The organism is Okeania hirsuta, from assembly GCF_003838195.1.
Classification (GTDB): Bacteria; Cyanobacteriota; Cyanobacteriia; order Cyanobacteriales; family Microcoleaceae; genus Okeania; species Okeania hirsuta.
The window spans coordinates 1-19,877 of the sequence record NZ_RCBY01000149.1 but is presented as its reverse complement, the minus strand read 5'-3'; the positions used below and the strand labels follow the sequence as shown (position 1 = coordinate 19,877).

Here is a 19,877-nt window from a genome sequence, read left to right as displayed (position 1 = left end):
TTGGTGCGCATTCCCTTGCGACTGGCGTCGTCGCGGGGTCGCACCGCTGTTGCCTGTTGCCTGCGCGCAGCGCTATAACTTTTGCCTACATCCATTTCAACCCCATTAAAAAATCAGCAATTCTCTGAGCTGCACCCGGTTTACCCATTCTCTGAATCCCATTTTTAGCAATTAATTGTAGTCGGTCTGGATCGTTCAACAGAGACTTAACCGCATCTACAACTTCTCTGGGGTGCTTGACCAAAGTCACAGAAATTCCTAAAAGACGACTTTGAGCTTCCGCAAAAGTAGATGTAAATTGAGGGCCATTGCCAGAAATAGCGATCGCTGGTTTCCCCAGACCAACAAACTGTTCCGTAGCAGTACCTGCCATAGCAATAGCTAAATTTCCCCGATGCACAAATTCTGGAAAAGCTTGTCGGTCTAAAATCAGACTAGCATTTTTATTCTGAGAAGTTAATTTCACAGGAAACTGAATACTTCCCTCTCCAGAAAAAAAGGTTGGTACAGGACGATCAACTGGCAGTTGTAAAATACTGTTCTGAGTATTAGTTCTAATCTCTCGTTCAGTCTGCCAATGATAAGAATTGAGGAGTGTAATAAAAGGTTCTAAGCTTAAGTTAGGAGCGATCGCCCCCAGAAACAAAAATTTTTGCTGTGGAAAAGTTTCTACTAACCCTACAACCGCTTGAATAATAATTTCCCAATTCGCATAAGCTTCTGGAGAACGAGACCCAGGTAATAAAGTAATCGTAACTTGATGCTGCATTCCTAGTATTTCTGCATCAGAGCGATACATTGACAGCAGAGAATTTTCCAACTCTACACCATCCATCATCGGGTTTCCCACATAATAAGCTCGAATTGACTTTTTTCTGAGTATTTGTGCTGTTAGATCGTCTCTAGTAAGTACCGCTCTACACTTACTCCTACTCATTAACCAACATTCCCAAGGAAAGTAAACCGAACCTGACCAATGCTGAAAACTTTCTACCCAAGACTTGGACGGAAGTTTCCCAGTTTCATCTCGGATCAAATATTCTGATTTAGCAGTTCCTAAAAAAGCATAAGGTGCTCCACTCAACCAAGCAAATAATAAAGGTACAATATCACCAACTGCAAAGATAACTACTTGATGACCTAATTGAGTTTCGGAACTTACCCAATATTTTAATGCTTTGAGTTGAACAAAAGTCATTTTTAATAAACCACCTTTGACATCTTGCCATAACTGTTGCCCATCCATATAGATAAATCCACCAGAAGGCATTCTTTGTCGGGGACCAATAATTGAGAGACGAGGTATTTTGGTATAAGCGTATCCTTCTCCAACTATAGGCAAGGCAGCAAGACTAGGAGGAAGAGGATATTTTTGTAATTCTTGTAAAATTTGAACTGCGATCGCATCTTCCCCATGACCATTACTAAGGCAAAGTATCTTCAAAGTCATAATTAAAATTCGGCGTTGCTGAATTAGTGTATGATATTAATCTTAATTTTTTAGGAGTTAACCCACCCCTAACCCCTCCCAACCCACCCCTAACCCCTCCCAGGAGGGGAGGGGGAGGACCGAGTCAGGAGGGAAGAAATAAGAAGAAAGAGTAGTAGAAGAGAAAGTTTTTTGTTCGCGCTCTTATCTAGTGGTCTATTTCATTAATTTTGATGAGTAAGTGAATTCTCCAAATTATGAAAAATAAGTCATTGTGGCAATTTGCAACCCTTTAGAACTAATGAAATGGACTACTAAACATGATATCATACCTCAAATCACTAACGCCCAAAATTAAAACTAATAGTTCGTAATTGAAACACCCTGAGAAGTAGTAGAAGTTAGGATACTATTTAGCATATCTATTAGCATTCAGCAGAAGGAGTCATCTTCTCAGAAGTCAGGAGAAAATTCTGACTACTGTCTAAAGTTAAACTCCTGAATTTCACTAGCTTATAGTTTAAGATAGACAGGACTTACGGATGAGGTAGGAAAAATTAGGATTTGAGATGGCTTTTTTATCGATCACAATGACGAGAATACGTTGCAGGTGCGTAAGTCTTGATAGATAAACCACATACTCGCGTACCACAACCCTCCTCAGGATGTTCCATGGAATGTCCCTACTTAAAATAAAAACTACTGTAATTCACTAAGATCTAGAGAAATTGGGAAATAAATAATGAATATATTGAGAAACTTACAAGGGGACAAATATACATTAGAACAAGAATTAGGAAGGGGGGGTTTTGGTATTACTATCAAAGCTACTCATAATTATTTAGGACAACCCGTAGTTATTAAGACTCTCAATGAGTCTCTACGTCAACATCCCAACTTTGAAGAATTTCAAAGGAAGTTTCAGGATGAGGCAAGAAGACTCGCTTTGTGTGTCCACCCTAATATTGTCAGAGTCAGTGATTTTTTTGTGGAAGATGGTCAACCTTACATGGTGATGGACTATATTCCGGGTACAACTTTGGCAGAAGTTATATATAGTGGACAACCTCTACCAGAGGCGATCGCCGTGCATTATATTCGTCAAGTAGGAAATGCTTTGATGGTGGTGCATCAAAATAACTTACTCCACCGAGATGTTAAACCCCAAAATATTATGCTACGTCAGGGTACTAAGGATGTCATCTTAATTGACTTTGGTATTGCGCGGGAATTTATTGCTGGTAAAACTCAGGTTCACACTAATTTGGTTTCTGATGGTTATGCTCCTCCAGAACAGTATTTTGTTCAAGGAAAACGTACCGCAGCAACAGATGTATATGGTTTAGCTGCAACTCTCTATACTTTATTAACAGCACGACTGCCAATAGCAGCAATGAACAGAGCGCAACAAGAAATGCCTACTCCCAGAGAGTTACAGCCTCAACTTAGTGGTACTGTTAATCAAGCAGTGCTAAAAGGTATGGCAATGGATATTCAATACCGACCTGCAACTGTGGAGGAATGGCTAAAAGATTTATCAAATTCTAGCACAACTGATTTACATTCAACTATCCAGGTTGTACCTCAACAGCATCCAGCTCATAATGTGGGAAATGGAAAAATTGCTACTACAAATATTCCTCCTATACAAAGACCTAAAGGAATATTGATGTGGGGTATACTCGGATCGATCGCTACCCTAACAGTAGGAACATTAGCAGCAATAGTGTTAAATTCTCAGCCCCCTGAGACACCACCTATCGTTCAAACTCCTACACCATCTCCCACCGTTAGACCATCAGATATTGCTCAAACTCCTATATCAAAACCAACTACAACTCCTACACCATCTCCACAACCTAATGATATGGAGCAATTGCCCAATTTTACTCCTACCCCATCACCATCACCATCACCATCTCCTGTTCCTGCTATAGTCAGACCAACCCCTACTCCTTCACCTCCAGTAGAAAAACCTACACCTATACCACCTACGGTTGAGCGTACTCCAACTTTAACTCCAACTCCAACTCCAACTCCGGTTCAACCTCCCCAAGATTCAGGTCCTGAGATACCTATAGATTTAATATTGCCAGATAATATTCCTTCCGATCCTATTGATAATTCTACTATTAGGGATCGGTTGCCGATTATTCGTGGCTTACCCCCAGGCACATTAGAAAGTAAAGTAATAGAATTATTGGGAAAACCTACAACAGTTAAAGAGCGTGGCTATTGGCCTAATACTAGGGCTGTAATTTATGATTTACTTCCTAATCAAATTACTTTAGGCTATATATATGATCGAGATTCTCGTCGCTTGCGACAAACTGAGTTGTCTGTGGCAGATGGTATAGATGACCTAATGGTAAGAACCGCTTTCATTAGTATGTTGAATTGGAGAATTACTCCAGAAATCAAGCAAGGATTACAGGATGTGCGAAACCGTAAAATTAATCGCTATGAGTTTAAAACAGGTAATCTCGAAGGTTTAATTGAGCGTAGTAGGAATGATCTTGTCTATATCGGTGTTTGGGAAGATGATTTACATTAAGAGGGAGTAGGGAGTAGGGGAGATTGAAGTAATTATTAGAAATCTCCAAAAATCAAAAATAAAATCAATTATTATCTATACATTATCAATTATTCCCCCCTGTTCCCTGTTTCCTGTTCCCTCTTTTCTAGAGATGTCTATTGATTATAGAACCCCTAAGCGTATCTTCATAAATATTAAGTTTTTTTGAGCTAGGAGACAGGAGACAGGAGACAGGAAACAGGAAGCAGGAGACAGGAGACAGGAGGTAAGAGGTAAGAGGTAAGAGGTAAGAGGTAAGAGGGTAGATGTGGGGAGAAATAATATAAAAAATTCAACACTCCTTGCTGATGATTGTTCCTCACTCATTGATGCGCGAAAAGACTTGACTACCATAATTATATAGACCTCAAATGGGTTCTATAAACCAATACAGTTGAGTTAAGGATTTTTTTGGGCAGTTCTGTAATCTCAAAAGCTTATCTAATGGTTCCATACCTTATGAGTTTTGGTCTTATCTGTTTGGGCAGCATTCCGTAGGAAACCGTATTGGATTATAAACACAACATATTATATAACCGGATTCTATATGACTCCTGCCTTCTGCCTTCTGCCTTATTCAAATCCTGACTCCTGACTCCTAACTCCTGACTCCTGACTACTAAGTTCAACAGTTGTCAAAATTCAAATAAATGTGTAAAATAAAAAGAATAACACGGGGCATTAACGGTTTCGACAGGGTGGTGAAATCTACTTTGTGATTCAGGTCGAGAGTGAGTCTTCTCTCGCAAATACCGGGCTCAAAAAATAATAAGTGCAAACAACATTGTACCTTTTGCTCGTAAGCAAGTAGCTGTAGCTTAATTGCGAAAATACCTCTTATAGGTTCGAGCGTCTGTGGTTTGACTCCGTTAAGGATTGCAGACTTAACCCCAACGGATGCACTAGTAAACTGCCTCTGGTCAGCTACTGGTTAAGACCTTACTAGAGAATCCCGCCATCCGGGATAATGGATGGTCCCAGCTCTGAGGGTTAACAAGAGCTAAACCTGTGAATGAGCGAAGAGTAAATAGCCATTTTGGACATGGGTTCAACTCCCATATGCTCCATTAAATAATTAAAAATAACCATCGTATTAAAGCCGTTTTTTGCTTTTTGAGCATAGAGCGGTTTTTTTAGCCAATCAATCAAGAATAGTATTTGATCTCAAGGTTGGTTGAAGACCCGCACTCTCCTGAAGGCGGGAGCGGAGGAATGGGAAAACCAATCAATGTTGCGGTTTTCACAGATTGTGTGCTATACTAAATTAATAGACTTATTGTAAAAATATACTGTGCTGTAGTATATTTCTGTTTTTTAGTCTAAGTTTGCTTGATAAGATATCCAGAATTTATCAATTTTTTTGAATAATTAATAACAGGCGATCGCCACAAACCAAAATCATTAAAAATCGCCAAAATAAATAAGTTCAGCTAATGATTAAAAGTTCAATTTACTAGATATTTAATAAATTAAAATTCAAACTTAATTAGCTAAATCATAATTATAAATACCAGCTATTAAGTTCACTCTTAGTCCAAATCTTTTACCACGATTTCGGTAAGGATAAGAGAGAATTTTCAAGATTTTTAGTCGTCTATTAATATGTTCTACTATAATTCTTAATTGATTCAGTTGCCGATTATATTTTTTCTATTATGAAAGTTAACTTCTTCCCTTTCTTTTTCTTGAGTGGTGTTTGACTTAATTGATAAATTTCACCTATTCCTTGATCGCCTTTATCAGCGATAACTTTAATTAAATTCCCAAATTTAACGCCACTATTTTTAAATAGTTTAAAATCATGAGTTATACCTTTTCCATTGACTAAACATAAGATTTTTTCATTTTTTTGTTGAATTACTAATCGTGTTTTTAGTGTATGTTATCTTTGTTTTCCACTGTAAAACTGTTTTTGCCGGTTTTTTAGGTCTTTCAATTTTACTTTCCATGAAATCCATCACTACCAGTTCTTCTTCAGCATGAGTTTGCCATAATTCTTTTTTTTCCAGGCAGCCGAAATTGACGAGATTTAATTAAGATATTTTCAATTTTATGAACAATACGACAGACATTAGATTCAGACATTTTCCATTCCAATCCAATATGATAATAAGTTCTATATTTTCTCAAATATTGAAGAGTCATTAAAATTTGGTCTTCAACTATTAATTTTGGCTTTTGTCCTGATTTCTTTTTTTATTTTTCTTGAGTTTTTACAGTACTAACCATTACTCTAAAAGTTTTTTTCTCCTGTCAAACGCTTAAATTCTGTTGATGGTAACTTTTTGGCTTGCCAATATTTCACGATTAAATTAATTTAATTTGCTAAATAATTGTCTTTAATAATTATACAATAAGTTTTCATTGATTTGAAGAAGGAGACAGGAGACAGGAGACAGGAGACAGGAGGAAAATTACATGGGGATTCGCTCCCCCAAGTAATTTTGAACACCGTGTAGACGGTGGGGTATTAAACCCACAAAGAAAATGATAAATCTCCCCTAATACACTTTCCTGATGGTTCCCAGTTATCGGGTTTTTCACCATATTTTGGGAGAACATCATTGTCTAAAAACGATGATTGCTAGGTATAAGACTCCTGATTGTTCTACAAATTGCAACCCATATAAGTTGCAAAGTTACTCGATTCTTTCTTTGAGTCTAGGAGTAGGAATTTGTACAAACTTTTGATTGGTTTTAGTTCCCAATTCAATTGACTCTTTTTGCTCTTTATTCCAACCAAAAACGACTGTAGCAATTTCATGTTTAAGACAATGATTAATCACCAATATTGCTGTTTTGTTAACAGCATCACCTATCTGACGATTACGTTTTTCAGTAATTTTAGCTAAACGTTTAGACCCAAAATCTTGTGGTTTATTTTCTTTTAAAGTAGCTAATATTCAAAGCTTTAAAAGGCAGGTCTTCTCGATTGTTGCGACAAGAGTTTCCTGAATTATCATTTTCTTTGTGGGTTTAATACCCCACCGTCAACGGGGGTGTTCACGCATTACTTGGGGGAGCGTAGACGCGGAGCGGCAGGTCGTTGACTATCCCCATGTAATTTTCCTCCTGTCTCCTGTCTCCTGTCTCCTGTCTCCTTCTTCAAGCAAGCTGCCTAGTTTATGGACTCACAGCTATTTTGATGATACTACTGGAAAAGTCAGGATAGCCGTTGATTTTGGAATACATCAACGACCCTCATCAGGGGGGTTGAAACCGCCTTTCGTTTTTCTACCCCGCGCCTAAATTGACGGCGTTACCAAACTCTCGAACTTCCTCCGTGTTCATCAATCCTATCTAGACTGACTAACTCCTCAAAAAAAACTACTGACTACTTAAAAATGAGGGGATATGTAGCAAAAACTTTATTATCTTTTTTTTGAGTTTAATACTCCGCTGTCTACACGGTGTTTACAATTGGTTGGGGTTTGAGTACCCATCTATTTTTTCTTCCTTCCTCCTTCTTCAATAGCTAATCTAAAAAATAAAAGCCCCTTGGTCAACATTGACAAAGGGACAAATAACTATCAGGGTGCATCTACTAAACGTAGTATAACACCCGCAAGGGGTAAACCCCACTACTTGAGTAATTAAAAAAAAATATCATAAATTAAACAAAGCATAAGTTTCATTAAACTCAGCACCCACATACATAAAAAAAAAGCCCCTTTGTCAACATTGGCAAAGGGACAGATAACTATCAGGGTGCATCTACTAAACGTAGTATAACCTTTCTAAGGGGTGAAACCCCTCACTTTAATATTTTTATTACTTATGCTACATATAAATATTAATAATGTTAGTTAAAAGTTATTTTGCAGTAGTAAAAAAATCAAATGTACAACTATATATTTGAATTAAAGTGTAACTTTAAAATAAGAATATATATAAGGATTGGCATTTGAAGCAATAATCCTCCGCATCGCTACCGCGATCGCCAACCTCGATCGAAAAATATGTCCCATTATTTTGATATCCTAAAAACCAAGAGTAAAACTATTTAAACTATGCCTGTAGTAAACCCTCCCGCCATCATCAACTTTCCTCTAGCTGCCGTAGTCGGACAAGAAGCAATCAAACTAGCCCTATTGTTAACCGCTGTCGATCCAGGATTAGGAGGAGTTGCCATTGCTGGCCGTCGTGGTACTGCCAAATCGGTAATGGCCAGAGCGCTACATTCACTCCTACCTCCCATTGAAATTGTTCAAAATTCCATTAGTAACTGTAATCCTAACTATCCCGAAGAATGGGACGACCAACTATTAGAGCAGTATGCCGACCCCACATCAGTAGAAATTCCTACTGAAGTTATACCTGCACCTTTTATTCAAGTCCCTCTAGGAGTAACAGAGGATCGGTTATTAGGTTCTGTAGATGTAGAAAAATCAGTCAGACAGGGAGAAACAGTTTTTCAACCAGGATTATTAGCATCAGCTCACCGAGGAGTATTATATGTAGACGAAATTAATCTGCTGGACGACAATATTGCCAACTTATTGCTCACAGTTCTCACAGAAGGACGAAATCAAATAGAACGGGAGGGTATTAGTTTTCAACATCCTTGTAAACCTCTATTTATTGCTACTTATAATCCAGAAGAAGGGCCACTGCGAGAACATTTGCTGGATAGAATAGCGATCGCCCTCTCAGCAGATATGGTTTTAGATTTAGACCAACGAGTGGAGGCAGTAGAACAAGCATTAGCTTATGCTAAATCTCCCCAAGCTTTTCTCGAACAATATGCAGAAGATATAGATAATCTCAAAACTCAGATTCTTTTGGCTAGGGAGTGGATAAAAGATGTCACCATTACTAACGAACAAATCCAATATTTAGTAGAAGAAGCAATTCGTGGAGGCGTACAAGGACATAGGGCAGAACTTTTTGCCGTGCGAGTAGCCAAAGCATCAGCAGCACTGGATGGAAGGACAACAATTAATGCTGATGACTTGCGTCGGGCCGTGGAGTTAGTTATTGTGCCACGAGCAACAATAGTGCCAACCCCTCCAGAAGAGGAACAACAACCGCCACCTCCACCACCACCCCCACCAGAAGACCAGTCTCAAGAGGAAGAAGAGGAGGATGAGGATGAGGATGAGGAAAACCCGGAACCTCCAGAGGAAGAAGAGGCCAGTATTCCTGAAGAATTTTTGTTTGACCCGGAGGGAGTGGTATTAGATGATAGTGTGCTAATGTTTGCCCAAACAGCAAACCGTCAAGGTAAGTCTGGTAGTCGGAGTGTGATTTTTTCTGAAGACCGGGGGCGTTATGTGAAGCCAATGTTGCCCAAGGGTAAGGTGAGACGTATTGCGGTTGATGCGACTTTGCGAGCTGCTGCTCCTTATCAGAAGTCTCGTCGCGAACGTCAGCCAAATCGTAAAGTGATTGTGGAACCTATTGATATGCGGGCAAAGCGTTTGGCAAGAAAGGCTGGTGCTTTGGTGGTGTTTGTGGTTGATGCTTCGGGTTCGATGGCGTTAAATAGGATGCAGTCGGCGAAGGGAGCGGTGATGCAGTTGTTGACGGAGGCTTATCAGAGTCGTGACCAAGTGTCGTTGATTCCTTTTCGGGGGGAACAAGCGGAGGTTTTGTTACCGCCTACTCGTTCGATAACTACAGCACGACGACGTTTGGAAAAGATGCCTTGTGGTGGGGGTTCGCCTTTGGCGCATGGTTTGACTCAGGCGGTGAGAGTGGGTGTGAATGCCAAGCAGTCTGGTGATGTTGGGCAGGTGGTAATTGTGGCTATTACGGACGGACGGGGTAATATTCCGTTGGCGCGTTCGTTGGGTGAACCGATATTGGATGATGAGAAACCGAATATTAAGGAGGAGTTGTTGGAAATTGCTGCTAAAGTTCGGGGTTTGGGGATTCAGTTGTTGATGATTGATACTGAGAATAAGTTTGTTTCGACTGGGTTTGCCAAGGAGTTGGCGAAGCAAGCAGGGGGTAAGTATTATCATTTACCTAAGGCGACAGAACAAGCGATCGCGGCTATGACTCAGAATGCTCTCAAGGATGCTATTGGTTGAAAGGGAGTAGGGAGTTTGGGGAGATGGGGAGATGGGGAGATGGGGAGATAGGGAGATGGGGGCAAATTTCAACCTTTTTCCCCTATTTGATCACACACCCTATCTTTAACTTTTGTTGACAAACAGCCTCTTAATTTTACTCCCGATGAATAGACATCTCCACAAAAGAGAGAGTAGGGAGTAGGGAGCAGGGAGCAGGGAGAAAGAATTGATGAATAAGAGTGGGATAATTGATTTGACTTTTTATTATCATTTTCTTTGTGGGTTTAATACCCCACCGTCAACGGGGGTGTTCACGCATTACTTGGGGGAGCGAATCCCCATGTAATTTTCCTCCTGTCTCCTGTCTCCTGTCTCCTGTCTCCTTCTTCAATGGAGATTTCTAATTTCACTTCTAATATCAAGTCTCATTAATTAGCCATAATAAATTAGCTATCTCTAGTCATCTGAAATAAGCAGAAAAAAGTTCAGGAAGAATTTAATTATTGTGGTTATCTAACTAATATCATGTTCGGACGGGTCAGTTATAAATAAAATTTAAGGACTGACAGTACCGACGGTATCAAATAAATACTGAAATTGTCTTTACTTTTCTCCAATATTTCCTCTTTTTCTCCAATATTTCCTCCTGACTCGGTCCTTCTGACTCCTGAGGACTCACAACATTTATTTATAAGTATTCAACCGTTAGCGTAGCTCCCCCGGAGGGGGAACATGATATAAGCCTTTTACTGAGAAAACAGTTTTAGAAACAATCAATAATATTTTCAACAGATATGTGAAGTTCAAAACTATTCTAATAGTGGATAATTCTATTACTGTTCGTCAACTTTTGAGTATGACTTTTATCAAAGCTGGCTATCAGGTAGAAGTAGCAAAAGATGGGTTAGAAGTTTGGAAGAAATTGCAAAATAATTTACACGTTGACTTGATTTCATTAAATATAGAAATGCCGAGGATGAATGGTCAAGAGTTAGCTTTGAAAATTAGAAAAGATTCTAAGTTACAAAATTTACCAATAGTTTTTATGACTTCTCGTGGTACATCCAGAATGGGTGTAGCAATTGAACAATTAGTTAAAATTGTGCTTATATGACAAAACCTTATGTTGAAGAAAAGGTCTTAGAGACTGTAAAAAGTTTATTGAAAAAATAGCCAGTATTGATTGAAGAAGTAGTCAGGAGTCAGGAGGGAAGAAGAAGAAGAAGGAAGTTTTTTATCACTAATTAAACGGACATAATATTATTCCTAATTTACCATCTTCCCACTCCTTATTTCCTATTCTCTGTTATCGCAGTCGCCATTACTGTATTTGACAGATCAAAAGCTTCAAACTCAGACAAAACAAGATTTTTCCTTATTCCTTCTCTCCTAGATAACTAAAGCCTTCTTAGTTCTTGCTTCTTACTTCTCTCCTAGATAACTAAAGCCTTCTTCCTTCTGCTATATAGACAAAATTCTTTACTCATATCAAATCCGTTTAATTAGACATAAAAAATTATCGAATCGTCATAACTATACTCATCTTTGTGATTCTCTTTCCTCCTGACTCCTGAGGACTGACTCCTAAAGACTTAACCAATCTATAACTGTTTAACCAGATTTAATATCAAATAACACTATGAAAATTTTTATAAATTATTTCACAATTATAATCAGCTTACTTTCCCTGCAAAACTTAGCTTTAGCAGAAACAAATACTCTAGAAAATCAACCTCAAAAACCTCCGTCAGCAAAAATATTTCCTACTAATTTTCGGCCAGAAACACCAGAACAAAAATTAGCTGAAGCAGACCGACTTTATTTATCAGGAGAAAAAACAGCAGCTGAAAAACTTTACCGAGAAGTAAAAGAACCATTTTCTGAAGATATTGAAGCTAAAATTAATCGCCCTAAACCAATTTATGAACCCAGAGAATTACCAGTAACAGCTCAAGTTTATTGGCGACAAGCACAGGAAGGATTAGCTAAAAATCTAGAGACTCAAATATTTATAGCTTTAAAATTATTAGTCAAAGAATATCCTGAATTTATTCCAGCTCATATTAAACTTGCAGAAGTATTAAAAGCTGATGAACAAACAGAATTATCCTTAGAAATATTACATCAAGCAGCGAGTTTATATCCCAACGAACCGGAATTAATGAAAGCTCAAATTACTGCCCTAGCAAATGAAGAAAAATGGTTAGAAGCAACTTTATCTGCTCAACAATTTGCTTTAATGAATCCCGAACATTCCCAAGTAGATGAATTTAATCAATTAGCAGAAACCTATAGAAAAAAATTTCAGTCTCAGCTCAAATCAAAATTAAGAGGAAATACAATTGCTAATGTTGTTACTGGCGCTTTAGGAGTAGCTCTTACTGGTAATCCATTTGCTGCTATGAATGCAGTTCAAACAACAGCATTAATGCTTCGAGGAGAATCAAAAATTGGCAAGAGTTTAGCAAAATCTGCAACTAAAAGTTTACCTATGGTTGAAGATGAAACAATTCTTGAATATATCAATACTATTGGGCAAAAACTTGCCAAAATGACTGGTAGAAACGAGTTTGAATATCAGTTTTATATAATAAATGATGAAAATCTTAATGCTTTTGCTTTACCTGGTGGGCAAATATTTATTAATTTAGGAGCAATAGTTAAAACAAATTCTGAAGCAGAATTAGCAGGTTTACTTGCTCACGAATTAGCTCATACTGTATTATCTCATGGATTTCAGTTAATGTCTGAAGGTAATTTAATTAGTAGCGTTACTCAATATATTCCTTATGCTGGTGGTGTAGTTAGTAATTTAATTGTACTTAACTATAGTCGAGAAATGGAACGTCAAGCAGATGTATTAGGAACGCGAATTTTAGTATCAGCAGATTATGCAGCAGATGGGGTAAGAAATTTGATGAATACTCTGAATGAAGACACAGAAGATAGAGGTATTATTGCTTGGTTATCTACTCATCCAGAGACCGCAGAAAGGGTACGTTATTTAGAGGAGTTAATTGTTAATAGTGGTTATAATCGTTATGCTTATGAAGGAGTAGTATATCATGCCAAAATTAAGGAAAAAGCTAAAGCATTATTAGTAGAAAAGAAAAAGGATTTTTCAGAAATTTAGATAGGATACTTCTTGCAGAAGTCAGGGAATAGGGGGATGAAATTGTTGATTTCATATCTTTATTTTGAATTGATTTAATTAAAACTTTTGCAAGAGGTCTAGGGAATAGGGAATAGGGAATAGTAAAATTTCTGGTAGTCCTGCTCCTGTAATACCAATTTGATAAATGTTTGCTACAAATAGTTAGGCTATTTCTTAGGAGTAAACCCACCCCTCGCCCCTCCCCCTCCCAGGAGGGGAAGTTTTGTAATATTCTTTTTTTCAAAATGGTATTATCCGTAAATTATCAATCATATCAAATCCGTTTAATTGGACATAAAAAAATCTTCAATCGTCATAACTACCCTCATCTTTGTAATTCTTTCTCCTCCTGACTCCTGACTTCCCCTCCTGGGAGGGGTGAGGGGTGGGTTGACTCCTGAGGACTCCTAACTTAACCATTCTATGGCTGTTTAACCGGATTTGATATCATTTCTCTCTGTTCCCTGCTCCCTATTCCCCCTTTTCTGGAGATATTTATATATAGCAAAGAATGGGTTGGTTAGGACATAGACTGGTAATAAACTGTAAGACAGGGAAATATTTTTCCCACTATTGCCTATTGCCTGTTCCCTGTTCCCTATTCCCTATTCCCTGCTATAGCTAATTAATTCGACTTACCATCACTACCTAAATATTCTCGGTAGGAACAAATTTTATCTCCTCTGACATCAAAAGAAACTGCTACTCGATTTTTATAAGCTTTTCCCCACATTGGGCCTTCATCCCGAAATTCAAATACTACTGTTGTTTCGTTGCTAGTAATATTGTCTAAAGAAGTAATTGAAAGTCCTTCACTATAAGCTTCAGAAACATACTGAAAAAATTCTCTAGCGCGGTCTTTTCCTTCGTTTAAACCATGAAATTTTCCTACGGGAAACCAAAAGGTAAAGTCATCAGTAAGCATATCCAAAAATGCTTCCCATTCTCCAGTTGCTAAACCATGAGTAAATTTATCAAATGCTTTTTTAGCAACGGTAATTGTGTTTATTTCTGTTTGAGTCATTGTGGATTTTTACAACAATTATATTTGTATATAGCGCTACGCGCTAGGTAATAGGGAACAGAGAACAGGGAATAGGGAATGTAAGCATTTCCTGCGGAATGCTGCGCAAACAGCTATTAGCTGTCAGCTCTTAGCAATAAGACTATCCACTTAAGGACAGTGTTTAAATGAATATAAAGTTTAAAGTCAAGGAAGCTGACTTTCATATTAAGGTTTAATTATAGCTCAATTGATTAACCTTTTATCGCACGCCAAAAACAATAATAGCAATTATTTGTATTAAGTAAAGATATCTTGTTAGTTATTTACCTTATGAGGCTAACTGATAACTGATAACTGAAATGACCTACTCCCTGATTTATAAGTATTCAAGGGAACATCATATTAGAGATTTAAGAAATAAGCTCAACTTAAACAATCTAAAATTTTAAAATACTTTATAAATAACAGCCCCTGTTTCGGGGTGATTATCCATTTCTAATAAACCCTCTTTATATAATTTTTTTAACAGTTCTTTCATTTCTGGTACTGTTTTATTTGTAGCAATGATACAATCTGCTATTGAAATTCCATCTGGATTTTCCTTAGCTAGTTGAAGAATAATTTGTGTGTCTGATTTTGGGGGATTAGTTTCTAACATTCTCACTATTTGTTCTTGAGAAAAGTAATTATATATATCCCCAGAATCTAATTGTTTCTTGAAATTTTTGAGATTTTTCTGTTCTACCATTCCAGGAATAAAGAAGACATCAAACAATTGACCAATTCCTAATAAACCCGCAGTAGCTAACCACAAACTACCAGTTACATATTTCCCAGAATAAAATCTATGTAATCCGCAAATACCTAAAAAACCAGAACACCATAAAAGGTAAGCCATACCTGTATTTTTAGTTTCATATACTTTGGGATTATTAATAGTTTTAGATTTGTTCATTTTTTTACTTTCCATCTAAATAAACAACCTTATTTGAACTTTATATCTGACTCAATTACAGAATTATTACCTATAGAAAACTTCACCCAATTAGATGAATAAACCTGAAATTTTTATCTTTTTCTTTTAGGTTTAATACCCACCGTCACTTGCGGTGTTTACAATTAGTTGGGGTTAGAGTCCCCATCCACTTTTTCCTTCTTCCTTCTTCCTTCTTCCTTCTTTATTTTAAATATAACGAACTAAACTAGAATCTATATCTTCTATCTTAGCACAGCCACTCAATGCCATTGCCACTTCTAATTCATCGCGCAATAACTCCAACAAATGACCCGCCCCTGCTTCTCCATCCACTGCTAGTCCCCACAAAACCGGACGCCCAATTAAAACAGCTTTTGCCCCTAATGCTAATGCTTTGAGAATATCTGTACCCCTGCGTATACCTCCATCCATCAGTACATCAACTTGATGTCCCACTGCTGCAACTACTTCTGGGAGAGCATCAAGAGTGGCGATCGCTCCATCTAACTGCCGACCTCCATGATTAGAAACAATAATGCCTTTTGCCCCATGTTCTACAGCTCGAATAGCATCATCTTCCCGCAAAATTCCTTTAACTACTATAGGTAATGATGTCAATGACTGCAACCAGTCTATATCTCCCCAGGTAAGAGCTGGATCTAGTTGATTGGCAACATAAGCAAATAACCCAGACTCATCTTCTGTTTGAGGAATTTCTAAATTTGCCATCGACGTTAAATTAGCTAATTCCATGTCAGATGGTAAAGTAAACTTATTTCGGCGATCGCGTTCTCTTCTACCCAAAATTGGCGCATCAACTGTCAAGCATAATGCTTGATAACCTGCAGCTTCAGCTCTTTCTACTAAAGCACGAGTTAGACCGCGGTCGCGATGTACATAGAGTTGAAACCAAAAATTTTTTGGCACATTTGGAGCTAATGCCACATCTTCTAAATTTTTAGTGGACATGGTACTTAATACCATTATTGTTCCTAAATCTGCTGCTACTCTTGCTGTTGCTAATTCTCCTTCTGGATGTGCTAAACATTGAAAAGCCATAGGGGCAATTAAAATTGGCATTTTAATATGCTGTCCCAGGATTTTTGTAGTTAAATTTCGCTGGCTAACATTTACTAACATTCGAGGTCGTAATTTATATCGTTCATAAGCAGTACGGTTATCTTGCAAAGTAATTTCATCCCATGCGCCACTAGCATAATAATCTAGTGCCATTTGAGATAAATGTTGTATTGCCAAAGATCCATACTCGAAGATATTAATTGGTTTGTTCATTATTGTTGGTAATTGGTAATAGACATCTGGTGAAAAAGATATAGACTTTTTGTAACAGTAGGGAATAGGGAACAGGGAACAGGGAACAGGGAAGATGTTTTTAGGAAAAAAATACGGAAAATGATTTTGTAAGTAACTTTTACAACCCTAGTTTATAGTAAATAAAGAGCAAGTTTCTTTTCTGGAGATGTCTAATGATTAAATGTTGAAGAAGGCAGCTATGCTGAAGGAAAAATTGCTTATGGATAGTCAACGACCGGCCACTCCGTGTCTGATAACCCCAAGCAATTTTAAGCACCCTCGTTGACGGTGGGGTATTAAACCCGCAAAAAAAATGGTAATTTTCAACAGTTTAAATAGTGCTTATAGGTCTGATGCTGTAGAGGATAAAAATTTGTCTAGCATCTAATTAAAAAAAAAGGCTGTTTTTCAGAAATTTAACGCGAATACTCACTACTAAATTTCGTCATTTCAGTTATCAGTTATCCTCCTATAATCGGAACTACAAAATTCAGTATTTCTTGCTTCAACTAGAGGCTTTAAATCTAGAATATTCTCTTTTTTTATACCCTTAAAATGGGAGATTATTGACCATAATTTTTCGGTCATAACTAATTATCAAAATATTATAAATTTTGGATAAAAAATTAATTTATATTATATAGCAATCAGGAATCAGATGTGAAAATTGAAGTGTTCCTTTCAAGTATAGAATATAGCAGTTATCCTACTTCATATATATATATATTCGTTTTTTCTTCCCTGTTCCCTGTTCTCTGTTCCCTGTTCCCTAAAACTCTCCAATATCTCACAACTCAAATTATATTGCTATATCATAATATTGTCCTATTTAGAATATATTGCTTATTAAACAAAATCATGGTCAATTTGAATACTAACGATCATCTGAAGCGAGAGATACTAACAAATTCTCAAGTAATTGCTGTGGTGGGTCATTCTGATCAACCAATTCGTACTAGCTATCAAATTGCTAGATTTTTACGAGAGGTAGGTTATAAAGTTTATCCTGTTAATCCAGTAGTTAAAGAAATTGATGGTCAACCTAGTTATGCTGCTTTAACAGATATTCCTGAACCTGTAGACATTGTTAATGTTTTCCGCCGTTCTGAATATTTACCAGAAATAGTAGACTCAGCGATCGCTATTCATGCCAAAACTATTTGGACTCAGCTAGATGTTAAAGATTGGCAGTCAGCAAATAAAGCATTAGATGCAGGTTTAAATTTAGCAATGGATGTTTGTATTAAGGTTGAGTATTTACGACTTCTTGGCTAATCATTTGCCGATCTTTATCTAGTGCAAGATGGCGGAAATAACTGACCAGTTACAAAATCCTCAAACAATTATAAATAAAAAATGATTGACTTTTAACTTTTGACTTTTAACTTCCGCGTAGCGGCACTAGTCTTTTACCCAGAAAAAGTAAAAATCCATAGGCAATTAAATTTTCACCAATTAGTTCAAAAAATTCTTCAAAAGCAATGCGAATTTTTTCAATAAAACTCATTAAAAAATCTTGTGTAAATAATAAACTGAGTAAAGGTTGAGCAATATCTTTAAAAAGTTCAGCTCCAAATCCTCCAATGGCAAAAATCAACATTCCTAGTAATGCTAAAAAAGTTTCTCGACGATAGGAACGCCACAAGAATTTCAAGTCTGAGTAAAAGACAATCAAAGGCATAATAAAAAGAACTATATATATTTGCAGCCAACCACGTTCGCCCAACCAAGGAATCCAATTTTTTAGTTGTAGATGAATTTTAAATACTTCATCAATAGCACCATAAATTAAGAGTATAGCAAAGGTTAATTTAAACCTATTAGAAGGGGGAATGTGAGAATGCCATTCTTTGAAAAGTAATATTAAAGGTATCAATCCAATTATTAATAAATGTAATGCTTGTAAGAGAGAAGAAATAGTCATTTGACCGTTCATGTCAAATAGGGGGTAGGATTTACCACTAACTAAGATACTGCCAAGATAAATTAGAACTAATAAAAATTCAAAAATAATCAAGCCAACTAGCAGAAAATTTAGAGTTTTTTTGTATGGCGATATAGCTGTGCCTAGGCTACACCAACGCTGAAAATTGTTAAGGTTTATCATTATGATTAAACTGTTCAGTATTTCAACCATCAGTAGCCCATGTAGAATGCGTCAAATGTCCAATACATAAGTAGACAGTCTTCAACTAAATTTTCCCACCTATATATGAAATATAAAAAATAATGCTACGAATAATTTTCCTACTTAAAAGACTTTACCTAGAAATGTCGATTTGACTCAAAACAGAGCTTGACTGTAACTAAATTATATATAAGCTATTCCTACTGACTTCTGATTCCTGACTCCTGGAAACAGCCTAAATATTTGTAGCAAAAATTTTAGTATTTCATATAACGCTCCACATTTGTGTATACATACTTAGAAGTTACAAAAATGAAATCCTTAATTAAGGATATATACGCATAAAAAAGTTACTTCGTCAGTGATCTAAATCATTATTTCTCCGTTATTCTATTAGTACACAACTTGACACAAAGCTCATACTATAAAAGTGGCACATCAGTAATAATACTGTTGAGAAAAAAAGTTCTTCTAGCTTCATCCATTTAAGGATGTGTGATTTAACTAATTCACAAAAGTTTAATTAGAACAGGTCTCTATGGTGAAAAATCTTAATTAAGTATTGTGGAATATACTGAGATGAGAAACCCTTTTATAAAATTTATAAAAATAGCCTCTATAATTATTAGTACTATTCTTAGCTACAGCACGATCGATATAAATTCAGCACAGGCAGCTAATAATAATGCCTCAGAATTTTTTTTAACAGCTCAGGCAACCCAAACAGATGTTAAAATAGAGCCTACTATTGTAATTGGTGATGTTATTAACTCGAAAGCTAATAATGAAGCAATAGCAGTTACAAAACTTCTAATTCTACTGCTACAAAACAGTAATTTGGAGTTTTGTAATTGGTGATGTTATTAACTCGAAAGCTAATAATGAAGCAATAGCAGTTACAAAACTTCTAATTCTACTGCTACAAAACAGTAATTTGGAGTTAAAGTTTCTTTACACCTACAGTCAAACAGACTTGATGATGGCAAAGGTAGGAAATTGGAAATATAGTCTTAATCCTCATCAAGAAACTTCTCAAACACTAATAGATCAAGTCACAATATTGGGAGTAGGGTTAATTAGTATTGGCTATTTACTTGCAAAAAAAAGACCCTGATAATTTATCAGAGTTCAATAGATTAAATAAATCTTTAAGTCCAAAATTGTTTAGTTTTTGAATTTAACTAGGGCTTGCTGATTAAATCTAAAAGCATTGACATATAAAGACAAGTGCCTTTTTGAGGTCGAAAAAAGTGCCTGGTTTTCAGCTCTTCATGCTCA

At 36.7% G+C, this 19,877-nt stretch carries 14 protein-coding genes, 1 other RNA gene and 2 pseudogenes; 10 read left to right on the top strand and 7 right to left on the bottom strand.

Annotation, left to right across the window (positions count from 1 at the left end; translation table 11 throughout):
- Positions 1-85: 85 nt before the first annotated feature.
- Positions 86-1,450 (bottom strand): lipid-A-disaccharide synthase-related protein, encoded by a 1,365-nt coding sequence (locus D5R40_RS21550; RefSeq protein WP_124143576.1) that lies wholly within the window; start codon positions 1,448-1,450, stop codon positions 86-88.
- A gap of 26 nt (positions 1,451-1,476) precedes the next feature.
- Between D5R40_RS21550 and D5R40_RS41335 the strand changes: the two genes are divergently transcribed.
- From D5R40_RS41335 to ssrA, 3 genes are all read left to right on the top strand, one after another.
- Positions 1,477-1,605, top strand: coding sequence for a hypothetical protein (locus tag D5R40_RS41335; RefSeq protein WP_282433653.1), 129 nt, complete (start codon positions 1,477-1,479; stop codon positions 1,603-1,605).
- Positions 1,606-2,171: 566 nt separating this feature from the next.
- Positions 2,172-3,983, top strand: coding sequence for a serine/threonine protein kinase (locus D5R40_RS21545; RefSeq protein WP_124155186.1), 1,812 nt, complete (start codon positions 2,172-2,174; stop codon positions 3,981-3,983).
- A gap of 696 nt (positions 3,984-4,679) precedes the next feature.
- Positions 4,680-5,074: a transfer-messenger RNA gene (gene ssrA, locus D5R40_RS21535) on the top strand.
- A 412-nt stretch (positions 5,075-5,486) separates the two neighbouring features.
- Here ssrA and D5R40_RS21530 read toward each other — a convergent pair.
- Together D5R40_RS21530 and D5R40_RS35770 are read right to left on the bottom strand one after the other, a co-directional pair.
- A pseudogene (locus D5R40_RS21530) lies at positions 5,487-6,309 on the bottom strand (IS5 family transposase).
- Between the two features lie 334 nt (positions 6,310-6,643).
- Positions 6,644-6,793, bottom strand: coding sequence for a hypothetical protein (locus D5R40_RS35770; RefSeq protein WP_161564369.1), 150 nt, complete (start codon positions 6,791-6,793; stop codon positions 6,644-6,646).
- Positions 6,794-7,103: 310 nt separating this feature from the next.
- Here D5R40_RS35770 and D5R40_RS21525 point away from each other — a divergent pair.
- The 4 genes and pseudogenes from D5R40_RS21525 to D5R40_RS21510 form a co-directional block, all read left to right on the top strand.
- A pseudogene (locus D5R40_RS21525) lies at positions 7,104-7,221 on the top strand (IS200/IS605 family transposase); the annotation flags it as partial.
- Positions 7,222-8,014: 793 nt separating this feature from the next.
- Positions 8,015-10,039, top strand: coding sequence for a magnesium chelatase ATPase subunit D (gene bchD / locus D5R40_RS21520; protein ID WP_124143689.1), 2,025 nt, complete (start codon positions 8,015-8,017; stop codon positions 10,037-10,039).
- A gap of 802 nt (positions 10,040-10,841) precedes the next feature.
- Positions 10,842-11,135, top strand: a complete 294-nt coding sequence (locus tag D5R40_RS21515) for a response regulator (RefSeq protein WP_124155184.1) — start codon at positions 10,842-10,844, stop codon at positions 11,133-11,135.
- A 525-nt stretch (positions 11,136-11,660) separates the two neighbouring features.
- Positions 11,661-13,154, top strand: a complete 1,494-nt coding sequence (locus D5R40_RS21510; protein ID WP_124155183.1) for a M48 family metalloprotease — start codon at positions 11,661-11,663, stop codon at positions 13,152-13,154.
- A 646-nt stretch (positions 13,155-13,800) separates the two neighbouring features.
- On the opposite strand, the gene D5R40_RS21505 is transcribed toward D5R40_RS21510, so the two are convergent.
- The 3 genes from D5R40_RS21505 to D5R40_RS21495 form a co-directional block, all read right to left on the bottom strand.
- The gene (locus D5R40_RS21505) at positions 13,801-14,199 is read right to left on the bottom strand and encodes a nuclear transport factor 2 family protein (RefSeq protein ID WP_124143692.1); all 399 of its coding nucleotides are present in this window, start codon (positions 14,197-14,199) and stop codon (positions 13,801-13,803) included.
- Positions 14,200-14,626: 427 nt separating this feature from the next.
- Positions 14,627-15,136: a TM2 domain-containing protein gene (locus D5R40_RS21500; RefSeq protein WP_124143693.1), complete on the bottom strand. Its 510-nt coding sequence runs from the start codon at positions 15,134-15,136 to the stop codon at positions 14,627-14,629.
- 228 nt (positions 15,137-15,364) lie between these two features.
- Entirely contained in the window at positions 15,365-16,450 is a 1,086-nt protein-coding gene (locus D5R40_RS21495) for an alpha-hydroxy acid oxidase (RefSeq protein ID WP_124155182.1), read from the bottom strand.
- 879 nt (positions 16,451-17,329) lie between these two features.
- Here D5R40_RS21495 and D5R40_RS21490 point away from each other — a divergent pair.
- Complete coding sequence (locus tag D5R40_RS21490; protein WP_124155181.1) at positions 17,330-17,746, top strand: CoA-binding protein; 417 nt, start codon at positions 17,330-17,332, stop codon at positions 17,744-17,746.
- Between the two features lie 106 nt (positions 17,747-17,852).
- Here D5R40_RS21490 and D5R40_RS21485 read toward each other — a convergent pair whose 3' ends face one another.
- Positions 17,853-18,578, bottom strand: coding sequence for a DUF8692 domain-containing protein (locus tag D5R40_RS21485; RefSeq protein ID WP_124143696.1), 726 nt, complete (start codon positions 18,576-18,578; stop codon positions 17,853-17,855).
- A 585-nt stretch (positions 18,579-19,163) separates the two neighbouring features.
- Here D5R40_RS21485 and D5R40_RS21480 point away from each other — a divergent pair.
- Together D5R40_RS21480 and D5R40_RS21475 are read left to right on the top strand one after the other, a co-directional pair.
- Positions 19,164-19,457 (top strand): hypothetical protein, encoded by a 294-nt coding sequence (locus D5R40_RS21480; protein ID WP_124155180.1) that lies wholly within the window; start codon positions 19,164-19,166, stop codon positions 19,455-19,457.
- A gap of 76 nt (positions 19,458-19,533) precedes the next feature.
- Positions 19,534-19,713: a hypothetical protein gene (locus tag D5R40_RS21475; RefSeq protein WP_124155179.1), complete on the top strand. Its 180-nt coding sequence runs from the start codon at positions 19,534-19,536 to the stop codon at positions 19,711-19,713.
- Positions 19,714-19,877: the final 164 nt, after the last annotated feature.

Coding starts and splice junctions, on each gene's coding strand:
- D5R40_RS21500 (WP_124143693.1), bottom strand. CDS start 15,136: ATGAACAAATCTAAAACTATTAATAATCCCAAAGTATATGAAACTAAA.
- D5R40_RS21495 (WP_124155182.1), bottom strand. CDS start 16,450: ATGAACAAACCAATTAATATCTTCGAGTATGGATCTTTGGCAATACAA.
- D5R40_RS21545 (WP_124155186.1), top strand. CDS start 2,172: ATGAATATATTGAGAAACTTACAAGGGGACAAATATACATTAGAACAA.
- D5R40_RS21490 (WP_124155181.1), top strand. CDS start 17,330: ATGGTCAATTTGAATACTAACGATCATCTGAAGCGAGAGATACTAACA.
- D5R40_RS21485 (WP_124143696.1), bottom strand. CDS start 18,578: ATGATAAACCTTAACAATTTTCAGCGTTGGTGTAGCCTAGGCACAGCT.
- bchD (WP_124143689.1), top strand. CDS start 8,015: ATGCCTGTAGTAAACCCTCCCGCCATCATCAACTTTCCTCTAGCTGCC.
- D5R40_RS21505 (WP_124143692.1), bottom strand. CDS start 14,199: ATGACTCAAACAGAAATAAACACAATTACCGTTGCTAAAAAAGCATTT.
- D5R40_RS21510 (WP_124155183.1), top strand. CDS start 11,661: ATGAAAATTTTTATAAATTATTTCACAATTATAATCAGCTTACTTTCC.
- D5R40_RS21550 (WP_124143576.1), bottom strand. CDS start 1,450: ATGACTTTGAAGATACTTTGCCTTAGTAATGGTCATGGGGAAGATGCG.